The sequence below is a fragment of the Bifidobacterium erythrocebi genome (assembly GCF_012932675.1).
Lineage (GTDB): Bacteria > Actinomycetota > Actinomycetes > Actinomycetales > Bifidobacteriaceae > Bifidobacterium > Bifidobacterium erythrocebi.
In genome coordinates this window covers 64,780-76,081 of sequence record NZ_JAAIIF010000007.1, presented here as the reverse complement: position 1 = coordinate 76,081, position 11,302 = coordinate 64,780, and the positions used below count along the sequence as shown (strand labels likewise).

General features: G+C 62.5%; 9 protein-coding genes. 2 read left to right on the top strand and 7 right to left on the bottom strand.

Translation table 11 applies throughout. The features are described 5' to 3' along the window. Positions 1–662: 662 nt before the first annotated feature. Positions 663–1,214: a PIN domain-containing protein gene (locus G1C98_RS03520; RefSeq protein ID WP_169079306.1), complete on the bottom strand. Its 552-nt coding sequence runs from the start codon at positions 1,212–1,214 to the stop codon at positions 663–665. Continuing rightward, positions 1,214–1,612, bottom strand: a complete 399-nt coding sequence (locus G1C98_RS03515) for a helix-turn-helix domain-containing protein (RefSeq protein ID WP_169079304.1) — start codon at positions 1,610–1,612, stop codon at positions 1,214–1,216. Before G1C98_RS03515 ends, G1C98_RS03520 begins: the two co-directional genes overlap by 1 nt. Positions 1,613–1,995: 383 nt before the next feature. Here G1C98_RS03515 and G1C98_RS03510 point away from each other — a divergent pair, with 383 nt between their 5' ends. Next, on the top strand, positions 1,996–2,535 hold the full coding sequence (locus G1C98_RS03510) for a peptidylprolyl isomerase (protein WP_169079302.1): 540 nt from the start codon (positions 1,996–1,998) through the stop codon (positions 2,533–2,535). Positions 2,536–2,637: 102 nt separating this feature from the next. Here the strand turns inward: G1C98_RS03510 and G1C98_RS03505 are convergent, their stop codons facing one another. The 3 genes from G1C98_RS03505 to G1C98_RS03495 all read right to left on the bottom strand — a co-directional run bounded on the left by G1C98_RS03505 (position 2,638) and on the right by G1C98_RS03495 (position 5,838). Beyond that, the gene (locus G1C98_RS03505; protein ID WP_169079300.1) at positions 2,638–4,962 is read right to left on the bottom strand and encodes a RelA/SpoT family protein; all 2,325 of its coding nucleotides are present in this window, start codon (positions 4,960–4,962) and stop codon (positions 2,638–2,640) included. A 100-nt stretch (positions 4,963–5,062) separates the two neighbouring features. Beyond that, a complete protein-coding gene (dut, locus tag G1C98_RS03500; protein ID WP_169079298.1) occupies positions 5,063–5,548 on the bottom strand; it encodes a dUTP diphosphatase in 486 nt (161 codons plus the stop codon). Further along, complete coding sequence (locus G1C98_RS03495) at positions 5,548–5,838, bottom strand: DUF4193 domain-containing protein (protein ID WP_169079297.1); 291 nt, start codon at positions 5,836–5,838, stop codon at positions 5,548–5,550. The genes dut and G1C98_RS03495 overlap by 1 nt, the downstream gene beginning before the upstream one ends. Before the next feature lie 146 nt (positions 5,839–5,984). Between G1C98_RS03495 and sepH the strand changes: the two genes are divergently transcribed. Continuing rightward, the gene (gene sepH, locus G1C98_RS09320) at positions 5,985–7,214 is read left to right on the top strand and encodes a septation protein SepH (protein WP_240944896.1); all 1,230 of its coding nucleotides are present in this window, start codon (positions 5,985–5,987) and stop codon (positions 7,212–7,214) included. A 132-nt stretch (positions 7,215–7,346) separates the two neighbouring features. On the opposite strand, the gene G1C98_RS03485 is transcribed toward sepH, so the two are convergent. Continuing rightward, positions 7,347–8,597, bottom strand: a complete 1,251-nt coding sequence (locus G1C98_RS03485; protein ID WP_169079295.1) for an alkaline phosphatase family protein — start codon at positions 8,595–8,597, stop codon at positions 7,347–7,349. A 138-nt stretch (positions 8,598–8,735) separates the two neighbouring features. Next, positions 8,736–11,300 carry a bifunctional lysylphosphatidylglycerol flippase/synthetase MprF gene (locus tag G1C98_RS03480; RefSeq protein ID WP_169079315.1) on the bottom strand — a complete coding sequence of 855 codons (2,565 nt, stop codon included), beginning with the start codon at positions 11,298–11,300 and terminating at the stop codon, positions 8,736–8,738. Between the last annotated feature and the right edge of the window lie 2 nt (positions 11,301–11,302).

The following is an 11,302-nucleotide window of genomic DNA, read 5'->3' as shown; positions in this document are numbered from 1 at the left end:
CGCGAACGAATGGTCGAACCGCCGCTACCTGGACATGTCCCGGCTCGATGACAACCTCGTGGAAGCGAACTGATCATCGCGCCATGGACGGCCATGATCCAAAGTGCGCAACTTTTCGGGCACTACCTCCGTATATTATGGTTATCCGCCCATAAAGAGTAATAACAATAATTAGATAACCAAATCTGCCTGGTAAAGCCAGACTAGTTTTATCTAGAATGAGCCGCAAGTTTGGCATAGCGCTTGCGGCTCATTCTAGATGTCTTTCGTCAGATAAATCCGCATGTCGGGGGCTGGCGATGTTCCTCTGGACTCGTCATTGATTCCATTACCACCAATCATGCCACAAGACCGAGCACCGCCGCCTGCACATGATGCCCGTGCCGAACTCCGCCTTAATCCTCTCATGCCGATACCAGGCCATGTCCCATCCAGCATCGGCATGAACTCTCAATCCCACGCCGGCGTAACACACATTCTTTCCCGGTCTCAAGCCCATGAGACACTTAAGACCATGACTACAGTTATCATGCGCACCTCGCATGATAATCCGGCCCAACTGTTTTTGGCTTTATTCCAAGGTTTTCCGTCCTTGGGGAGTCTGCCGGTTACGCTCGTTTCCCACGAGGCACCCACAGACACCCAAGAATAACCGAGGCCAACTACCCCATCATCTCCAGACGTCCAGCGAATCCGGTCAGACCGAGTTTCCGCAACCGCTTGGTTTCCTCCTGCATGGTGCGAGGCGGGTGCTTCTTCGAATCCACCAAGGAACGCATCACCGACATCGCCTCTTCTGGATCGCTGTCGAATAGCATGACGAGAAAAGCGTCTGGAGACATCGCGCGCAGGCCGAAACACTTCAAATTTCCGGCAGGGAAATCAGCGAGATTCGAAGTGACGATTACATCTGCATTGGCCTTGATCGCGGCGGCCACGACATGACGGTCGTCCGGATCGGGAAGCTTCACCTTACCTTCCAAGTGTTCCCAATCAGTAACCGACGCTTCCGGGAAGGCCATGGACAGAGTGCGCAGATAGCGATCCACGCCCTCCCGCGTGGCACGTGACCAAACCGAGGGCAGATGCCTGCGCACCTCCTCCATGATGTGCTCCGACCAAACAGGCTCATACAGTTCGGCATCCGCGAACGAAAGCAGCGGATCAGTTACCCATGTGGAATAGAACACATTAGCGTCCAGCACCGCCCGCATCAACCACGCTCCCCGGACGCCTCACCCGCACCAGTGTCGCCATAGGCTCCCATATCCGAGGCCAATGCGCGAGCATCCTCCAGCAAACGGCCGCGCCGGGTACGGCGTTCCTTATAGGCCACGACGTCACGGTATTCGACCATCCGATGTCCCGTATCGGACAAACGGCGCGAGGGAAGACGCCCCGCGTCGATCAGACGCGCGACCGTCTTGGCGCTCACCCCCAGCAGCTTTGCGGCCTCGCCTGTAGTAAGAGACCGAGCCCCCTCCGACAAAGCGTCAGCGGCACGCATCGCGGCATTGAACTCGGCCTCCGTCATCTCGTATGTCTTGCCATAACCCTGGATTGCAAACGGCCTGTCGGCGCGAACCACGGCATCAATCACCGGCAAACTCATCGCCCACACTCCTTCCGGTTGAATTACTGATTGTCATCCACTCTACCATCAAACGGACAAAACAGACAACATACGATCTGACCCTCGGGAGGGAACGAGCTCAGCACAGTTTCCCCTCCCAGTTTCGCAACACCCCAGAGCGAGCTCCAGTGAACGTCGCAGCACCCGGCCAGCCAAGGAGAGGACCGGGCGAGAACCACCATCGTACCGAGGAACGCAACGAACGCCGCTGAACATTCAACGGAGTCGAACACCCGACGAAGAACGAGATGCGCGAGGCCAGAAGCGACCGGACCAAATTCCGCCGCTGCTTCCCCATCCCCAGAAAACCTTGCGACAGCAGAATTTTCGCCCGGTCTCAAGCCCATGAGACACTGGGAACCATGACTACAGTTATCATGCGCACCTCTGAAGGTGACATCACCATCAACCTGTTCGACGACAAGGCCCCGAACACCGTGGCCAACTTCATCGGCCTGGCCACCGGCGAAAAGCAGTGGATCGACCCGATGAGCGGCCAGCCCTCCAACGAGCCGTTCTACAACGGCCTGACCTTCCACCGCATCATCAAGGACTTCATGATCCAGGGCGGCTGCCCGCTGGGCACCGGCACCGGCGGCCCGGGCTACGAGTTCGATGACGAGATCGACCCGAGCCTGAAGTTCGACCACCCGTACCTGCTGGCCATGGCGAACGCCGGCCTGCGTCGCGGCCGTGATGGCAAGATCCACGGCACCAACGGCTCCCAGTTCTTCATCACCACCGTGCCGACCCCGTGGCTGGACGGTCACCACACCATCTTCGGCGAGGTCGCCGATGACGAGTCCAAGGCCGTCGTCGACAAGCTCGAAGCCGTGCAGACCGATCGCATGGATCGTCCGACCGAACCGGTGGGCATCGTCTCCGTCGAAGTGGTGAAGTGATTCACGCCGCCTTATGATCGAAGGCATATGAAAAAGCGACCCTGATGAACGGGGTCGCTTTTTTCGTATCCGATGCGCCTGCCGCTTCGCTGCGCTACTGCATCACTTCATCTTGCGCAGACGCGGCTCGGCGGATTCCTTGGCACCGGTAAGACGGTACACATCGAACACGCCTTCAATCTTGCGCACGGCGGCGAGCAGCGTGTTCAGATGCTGCGGGTCGGCCATTTCGAAGCTGAACTGGCTGGTGGCCACGCGGTCGGAACCGGTGGAGATCGAACCGGAGATGATGTTCACGCCGTGGTCGGACAGCACGCGCGTCACATCGGACAGCAGGTTGCGCCTGTCCAGCGCCTCCACCTGGATCTTGACCATGAACACGCCCTGCGTGCTGGTCCATTCGACCTCGACCACGCGTTCCGGCTGCCGTTTCTTCAGATCGATCATGTTCTGGCAGTCGGCGCGATGCACGGAGACTCCCTGGTTGCGGGTGATGAAGCCCATGATCTTGTCCCCCGGCACCGGCATGCAGCAGCGTGCGAGCTTCACCCACACATCGCCCACGCCCTTGACGGACACGCCGCTGGAGCTCGTGGACTTGGCACGGCGTTCGGCCGGCTTGAGCGGCAGGACCTCCTGCTCGATCTCCTCGTTGACCTCGTCCGTGCCGGCATCCTTGACCAGATGCGAGATGACGTTCTGGGTGGAGATCTGACCGTCGCCGAGCGCGGCGAACAGGCCGTCTGCATTCGGGAAGTTCAGCTCGTCGGCGACGCCGATAAGCGCCTCCGGGGTGAGTAGTACGTTGATGGGCAGGCTGCGCTTGCGCATGGCTCGCGTCAGTTCGTCGCGTCCCTCCTCGATGGCCTCGGAGCGACGTTCCTTGCTGAACCATTGGCGGATCTTGTTGCGGGCCTTCGGGCTCTTGGCGAAGCTCAGCCAATCGCGGGACGGGCCGGCGGTATCCGACTTCGACGTCAGGATCTCGACGGTGTCGCCGTTCTCAAGCTTGGTGTCGAGCGGCACCAGACGGCCGTTGACGCGAGCACCCATGGTGCGGTGCCCCACCTCGGTGTGCACGGCATAGGCGAAATCGACCGGCGTGGCCTGTGCAGGCAGGGAGATGATCTTGCCCTTCGGGGTGAACACATACACCTCCGCCGAGCCAAGATCCTCCTTAAGCGATCCAAGGAACTCGTTGGAATCCGGCGTTTCGCTGGTCCAATCGGCCAGCTGCTGGATCCACTTGAGGTTGTCGGCCTCGCTGATGTCCTGGCTCTCGCCGCGCTTGCGATCCGAGCTGTCCGGCGAGCTCAGCGCACGCCCGGCCTGGCCGTTCTCCTTGTACTTCCAGTGCGCGGCGATGCCGAATTCGGCGCGACGGTGCATGTCCCACGTGCGGATCTGAATCTCCACCGGCTTGCCGCCCGGGCCGACCACCGTGGTGTGCAGGCTCTGGTACATGTTGAGCTTCGGCATGGCGATGTAATCCTTGAACCGCCCCGGAACCGGGTTCCAGCGCGCGTGCACGGCACCCAGCGCGGCGTAGCAGTCCTGGATCGAATCGACGATGATGCGCACGCCCACCAAATCGTAGATGTTGGCGAAATCATGCCCTCGCACGATCATCTTCTGGTAGATGGAGAAGTAGTCCTTCGGGCGTCCGGTGACGTACGCCTTGATGTGCTGCTCGTCCAGGTCCTCGTTGATCTCGGCGAGGATCTGCTTGAGATACACGTCGCGCTGCCCTGCACGGCGGGAGACCAGCACCACGATCTCGTTGTAGATCTTCGGGTAGATGGTCTTGAAGCTCAGTTCCTCAAGCTCGGTCTTGATGGCGTTCATGCCCAGACGGTTGGCGAGCGGCGCGTATACGTCGAGCGTCTCATGGGCCTTCTTGACCGCGCTGGATGTCTTGACGTACCGCCAGGTGCGGGCGTTGTGCACGCGGTCGGCGAGCTTGACGACCAGCACACGCACGTCGCGGCTCATGGCCACGACCATCTTGCGGATGGTCTCGGCCTGTGCGGAATCGCCGTATTCCATCTTGGACAGCTTGGTCACGCCGTCGACCAGTCCGGTGACGGTGTCGCCGAACTCGGCGCGGCATTCGTCAAGCGTGTAGTCGGTGTCCTCCACGGTGTCGTGCAGCAGGCCTGCCGCCACCACGCGCGGGCCCATGCCCAGGTCGGCGAGGATCTGCGCGACGGCGAGCGGGTGGATGATGTACGGCTCGCCGGATTTGCGTCGCTGCGTGGAATGCTGGATGACGGCACGCCGGTAGGCGCGTTCGAGGATCGTCATGTCCTCGCCGGGATGGTGCATCATGCACGCCTGCATGATGGGCAGCAGCGGGTTCGTGGGATCGGAACTGACCTCGCAACCCAGCTTTCTCGCGGAATCGAACTCCATGTCGTTGTCTGCCATAATTGCCCTCTCCCTCGCTTGCAGTACTACACGCGAACGTTCTCCACGTTATCACCGCCTGCCCGCCGATCCGTAGTCGACCAGGCGGGCAGGCGATGCGTCATGCCTTGATTCCGGTGGATCCGAAACCGCGCTCGGCCCTGTCGGAACCCGGCAGCGTCGTGGCGGGAACGAACCTTGCCTCCACATACCGCTGGATGACCAGCTGCGCGATACGATCGCCGACTTCGAAATGCGCGGTGCGTTCCGGGTCGAGATTGATCAGCGGCACCTTGATCTCGCCACGGTACCCGGCGTCGATGGTGCCGGGTGCGTTGAGCACGGTGACGCCCTGTTTGACGGCCAGGCCGCTCCGGGGGTGCACCAGCGCCACATATCCCGCAGGCAGGGCGATGGCCACGCCCGTGGGAACCAGTCTGCGTTCGAACGGCTTGAGGTCGAACGATTCGGAAGCCTTCAGATCGGCACCCGCGTCGCCGGCATGCGCATAGTGCAGCTGCACCAGCTCTTCGGGCTGCCCTTCGTGTACGGCCTTGATGAGAACCTCAGTGTTCTCCGGCTCGTTGTAGGTCTCGTCGAACGACATCAGGCGGCGCATTCCTTGCAGACGGGGCCGTCCTCGCCGTTGTGGTCAAGCTGGCTGCGGTGCTTCACCAGGAAGCATTCGGAGCAGATGAACTCGTCGCCCTGCATCGGAATCACCGTCACAGAGGAGTCCTCGTTGCTCAGATCAGCACCGGGCAGCTCGTAGTCCTCGGCAATGGCGTTCTCGTCATCGTCAAGATCGCTCGCGGAATTCTGCGAGCTCTTGCCCAATGCCTGCAGCGACTCCTCATCCTCGTCCTTGTTGCGGGGGAAATCGTAATCCTGAGCCATCGCAATTCCTTTCTTCGGTCCAAGCGACACGCACTCGGTGTCGGGTCTACTCCCGTAGAGGATACACGAAAAGAAATACTCGTAAAGTTCGACACGTGGGGCATACTTAAAGAAGTGCAAAAGTTTTAGTGGAAAGTGGTGTGCGCATGGCTGATAATTCGCCTCGGGGCGCCCGGCTGGACCATGTCTCCGATGCCGGGGACCTGGTATTCGTCGCAGGCGGCGAAAAGTTCCTCGTCACGGTGGACGACAAACTGGAGCGAGCCATTCTCGAAGCCAAGCAGATCCGGTTGGAGGCGTCCGGGCAGCAGATGCCCCAAACCCACGACACGCTGCCGATCTCGAAGATCCAGCAGCTGATCCGCGCGGGGTCGACCCCGTCCGAAGTGGCGGAACAGTACCATCTCAACGAAGCGCTGGTGCGCCGTTTCTCCTCCTCGGTGCAGACCGAGAAGCAGTACGCCATCGAACAGTTCAAACGTGTCCCCGCCCCCAAGGAGAGCCGTGCGCACATCATCGAGGATCTGGTCGACATGGCCATCACCTCGTCGCAGATCGAACGCGACTCGCTGGCTTGGAGCGCGATACGCCACGGGCACGAGCCCTGGCACATCTTCGCCGATTTCACGCTTGCCGGCCGTCAGATGCGCGCCGAGTGGACGTGGAACATGCATGACAACTCCGTGGTGAGCCTCAACGACACCGCGAAGCGGATTCTGGAGGAGCAGAATCTCGGCGCGTACTCCCCCGACGCCATCTTCGAGGACACGACCTCGCCCGCGGGCGGCGACAAGCCCGCCGAGGAACGCAAGCCCGGCGAATCCGAAACGGAACCGGACGTGGCCACGATGCCGCTGATCACCGAACGTGCCGACGGCACGCAGCGCGAGGCCGTGGATACCGTGGCCCGTACCGCCAGAACCGCCGAGGATATGGCGAACGAAAGCCAGGAGGCCGCCGAAGGCGAGTCCGAAACGCATGACGGCGATGAGACTCACGAATCGCCCGACGACGGCACGGCCGCCGATAACGCGACTGCCGACAGCGCGACCGCCAATGGCACAGGCGACGCAGCCGGCACTCAGGATGGTGCCCCCGACGCGCACGATGATGCGAACGGCAGCGCGCGCAACGGCACGGACGCTCGACCGGCGGAGGAAGGCCACGGCGACATCGAAGAACTGCACCGCGCCCTGGAGGAGGGCGATGGCGGCAATGCGGCGCCGGCGACGCGCAGCATCACCTCCGAACAGTCGATCGCAATCCAGGATTCGACGGACACGGACGAAACACCGCGCGTGACCAGGCAGACGAAGCCGAGAAGACGCGGCCGTTCCGCGGTCCCCAGCTGGGACGAGATCCTGTTCGGCGACTGAACCGGCTGTAAATCACAAAAATGGAACAGAAACAACATAAGGGCCTGATGGAGCAACATCCATCAGGCCCTTTATGGTCTCTAGGCTTGGCAATAACGCCGCCGCTTGCAAGTCCGTCCGATTCAGGCCTATTCAGGCGATATCGATGATGCAGGGAATGTCCATCTCCTGCATGGTCTGCGAACCGTGCACGCTGGGAAGACGCGTGGCCTTGTCCGCCTGGGTGCGCGAGTCGACTATCGTGACCTCGCCGGACGCCTGCACGATCACATCGCCGAGCATGGGTTCCACACGCGGATCGACAACACCGAACAAACCATCATGCATGGCCTGCGCCTTGGTGCGCACCAACGCACGATCGCCGAGCACGTCACGCCATCGTGCGGCGACATCGTCGGGATCGTCATCCGCATACAGCATCACCGCACGCGGCTCGCCGCCGACGAACCGTACGCCGCGCTGCAGTGCCGGCTCCTGCGCGATGTCGATGCGTTCGGCCGGATCGGCGTTCACCATGCCATGGTCGGCGGTGATCACGATCAGCGTGCCCTTCGGCGCCTCCCTCGCCAGCAAAGCCAGCTGTGCGTCGATATGCTCGAACGTCGCGACCCACTTGTCGCAATCCCAGCCGCTGTTGTGCCCCACCTTATCCGCGTCGCGGATGTACAGATACGACAGGCCCGGCTTGCGGGCGGCCCTGGCGGCCGCCCTCACACGATCGCGTGGCGTGACGTTGGCGACATACTCGCTGCCACGCAACGCCGCCTCGGTCAGCGGCGACCCTTTGAACTTCGCCAGGCCCGAACTGGTGACCGGCACGCCTTGGGCTGTCAACGCCTCGAATACCGTGATCTGGCGTTGCAGCTCGTCCGGCTTGACGATCGGAGCCACCGGGCCATTGGTCTTCGGTGCGAGCGGATCCTTGAACTGGATGAGCTGGATGAGCCTGTCTCCCGTGGGGGCGAGCTGCGTATAGCCGGCCATGCCCGTAAGCCCGGGGCATGTACCGGTGCCGAAGGTGCCCATGGCCGCCGTGGTGGTGCTGGGCGCGCAGGTCGAGATCGGACGCCGGTTCGCGCCGTCCTTCATCAGCGAGCGCAGATAGGGCGCGTGGCCGATGCGCTCGTTGAGGTTCCAGAAGCCGAGCCCGTCCACGAGCACCACGATGGCCGAACGTGCATCGGGGAATCCCAATGCGTTCTGCAGGGCCTTCGGATCGTGATGCACCTTGGTGGGGACGGGGTGCCCTATGGCGCTGGATAGGGCCGGCAGTACGGATGAGAGGTGCAGCGCTCCCCCGCGTTCGCCGTTCTGCGGCAGGCGATCACCATACGTCGCTGTGGGCACAAGCCCCAGCAGTTCGTTTCTTTCCAGCATTTCCATGATGCTTGTATCCTAAACCGAACCCCTCAACCGATTCCCGTTTCCGGGTCGGTTGAGGGGTTGGAATCACGGCATCGGCACGCGGGGCCGCAACGGTTCATATGAACCGGACGGCATGGCGCGTGACTCGCCTATTTACTACTTGCGAGAGCCGCCAAGGGTCTTCATCATGCCCACGGCCTGCTTCACGGTGACGGACGGCACGTATGCGCGCACCACCGCCAGACCGAGCTGCGCGAGCTTGGCCGAATCGCGGTAGCACACGTATACGGGCTCCTCGGCCGGCTGGAACTTGCGCTTGAAGTTGAACAGCGAGCGGAAGCCGTATGCCGGTTCCATGAGGTTGGCCACCAGCTGCAGGCCGTGCTGCAGAATGACCATGCTCTCGCTGGTGTTGCCGTTCTCGTCGGTGTTGTCGCGCTCCGGGTTCATGCCGGCGAGCGGGGCTGCGGACAGGCTCATGAACTCCACGGCGTTCTGCGGGTCGGCCTCGCCCTCGTCGTGCAGACGCTGGGCCATGCGTGCGATGAGGAACTCCATGATGCCGTTCGGGCTGTCGGTGCGATGGCGCATGAAGTCCAGCGTCCAGCCGACCAGTCGGCCGTCGCGCCACGTCGGCATCCAGCTGGTGACGCCGAGCACACGGCCTTCGGAGTCGATGGCGTACAGCAGCTTGACGCGCGGGTCGCGCAGTTCCTCCACGCCGCCCAGTGTGAACTTCATTTCGGGCAGCGCCTTGTCGGACGTCCATTCGGCGGAGATGTCCTCGATCTGCTCACGCACGTCGAACGGGGCATCGGCGAAGGTGGAGTACACGTCGGTGATCCCCTCGCGCTTCGCCTTGTTGATGGCGGTGCGGATGTCCTGCCACTTCTTGCCGGTGGTCTTCCAGCTGCGCGGGTCGACAACCATCTCGCCACCCACCTCGATGGAATGCCAGCCGGACTTCAGCAGGTAGTCGCGCTGCTCGCGGTGCACGCTGTAGAACACGGGGACGAGCGACTGCTTGGAGCAGTACGCGCTGAACTCGCGCAGATCGCTTTCCCATTCGCTCGGATCGCCGAACGGGCCGGTGCAGGTCAGCGCGATGCCGTTGACCCTGCGGTATGCCACAGCGGAACGCTTGCTGGAGGAAAGCCAGTATTCGTTGCCTTCCCAGGTGGCCATGAAGCTCATGGACTCGCCGCCGAGCTCGACCAGACGGCCGGCGCGCTCGCGGATGGCCTCGTTCTCCTTGGTGGCATCCTGCATCCAACGCAGCATGACGATCAGCACGACCAGCCAGAACACCAGGCCGACGCCCTGGAACACCACGGAGGCGACCAGGGTCTTCGGCTCGAAGCTCAGACCGGAGAAGTGCAGGAAGCCGATGGGCAGGAAGCGTCCGGGCAATTCGCCGAGCAGCGTCTCTGCGGTGACCGACGGCTTGAAGGCTGCGGGGTTGGACAGGCCGTAGATGAGGAACAGGCCCGCGCAGGCGAGGAACGCGACGACCATCACGATCACGCCGTTGGCCAGGCGCCGCCATCCGATGGCGATGTTGAAGCGGTTCATCGACATGATCAGCGCAATCGTGAATAGCAGCGACGGCAGGGCCGTGGTGATGCAGGCGAACATCGCGCCGTGACGTGCCAGCACGCTGAAGCTGCCGTCGGTGAACGTCATCGGGATGATCAGGTAGTAGACCACGGTGATGAAGATCTGCAGGATGTTGACCGCCACGGTGCCGATGGCCGCGAATCGACGGCCGCGGTACACACCCCAGGCGAGCACCAGCAGCACGGCGGTGGGCAGCAGGGAGCGCAGCACGCCGCCCGGCATGGAGACGCGCAGCAGGTCGAACTGCAGGAAGCAGCCCTGCTTGGTGTTGTTGGCCAGGCAGTCGGCGAGGGAGATGTTGTCCACGTAATCCGGGCTCATGAGCAGACCCAGCGTGCTCAGCGGACCGGCATGGTTGGGCGAGGTGATGGCGGTCAGCGGGCCCAATGCCATGATGGCGGCGATGGCGCCGAACAGGCGACGGGTCTCGGCCACGGAGCCGAACTGCCACGGGCGCACGCCATTGGTGATCTCGGAGCTCTGCGAGGACGGGATGACCCTGCGCTTGGGCGCGCCGGCCTGCACACGGCCGATGATCTGGCCGATCAGCGCGGCCGCCAGCACGCAGTAGTCACCGGGGTTGCCGCCGTACAGCAGCACCACGAGGATGGCGATGTAGCCGATGAGCCTGATGCGGCGACGCATCAGCGTATCGCTGAAGGCGCTTGCCGCCATCAATGCGCCGATCACCAGCACCACCGGGCTGAGCGAGAACTGCTGCCTGGCCATGAAACTCACGTCCTGGTAGGCCAGACCGATGCCGTAGCACAGTCCCACGCCAACGATTATGCCGCCCAGCGCGCTGACCAGTCCGACGACGACCGTACGGCCCACGCCCATCCTCGACTCCGCGATCGCCAGCACGAAGACGATCAGCAATGCGCAGCCGAGCATCTGCACCACGCCACGCGTCAGGATCAGCGAGACCAGCAGCTTGCCGATGCTGAATTCGGAGAGGGTGGTGTTCAGGGCCTTCAGCGGCAGGGTGTGGCCGAAGCATGCCAGGATGATCCACAGCACGATGTTCAGCACGGCGAATCCGGCCGTCGTGACGGTGGCGAAGCTGTGGTTCTTGTTCCACTGCTTGCAGTCGTTCCACAGCATGG

Coding starts and splice junctions, on each gene's coding strand:
- G1C98_RS03510 (WP_169079302.1), top strand. CDS start 1,996: ATGACTACAGTTATCATGCGCACCTCTGAAGGTGACATCACCATCAAC.
- G1C98_RS03485 (WP_169079295.1), bottom strand. CDS start 8,597: ATGGAAATGCTGGAAAGAAACGAACTGCTGGGGCTTGTGCCCACAGCG.
- G1C98_RS03520 (WP_169079306.1), bottom strand. CDS start 1,214: ATGCGGGCGGTGCTGGACGCTAATGTGTTCTATTCCACATGGGTAACT.
- G1C98_RS03505 (WP_169079300.1), bottom strand. CDS start 4,962: ATGGCAGACAACGACATGGAGTTCGATTCCGCGAGAAAGCTGGGTTGC.
- G1C98_RS03495 (WP_169079297.1), bottom strand. CDS start 5,838: ATGGCTCAGGATTACGATTTCCCCCGCAACAAGGACGAGGATGAGGAG.
- dut (WP_169079298.1), bottom strand. CDS start 5,548: ATGTCGTTCGACGAGACCTACAACGAGCCGGAGAACACTGAGGTTCTC.
- G1C98_RS03515 (WP_169079304.1), bottom strand. CDS start 1,612: ATGAGTTTGCCGGTGATTGATGCCGTGGTTCGCGCCGACAGGCCGTTT.
- G1C98_RS03480 (WP_169079315.1), bottom strand. CDS start 11,300: ATGCTGTGGAACGACTGCAAGCAGTGGAACAAGAACCACAGCTTCGCC.
- sepH (WP_240944896.1), top strand. CDS start 5,985: ATGGCTGATAATTCGCCTCGGGGCGCCCGGCTGGACCATGTCTCCGAT.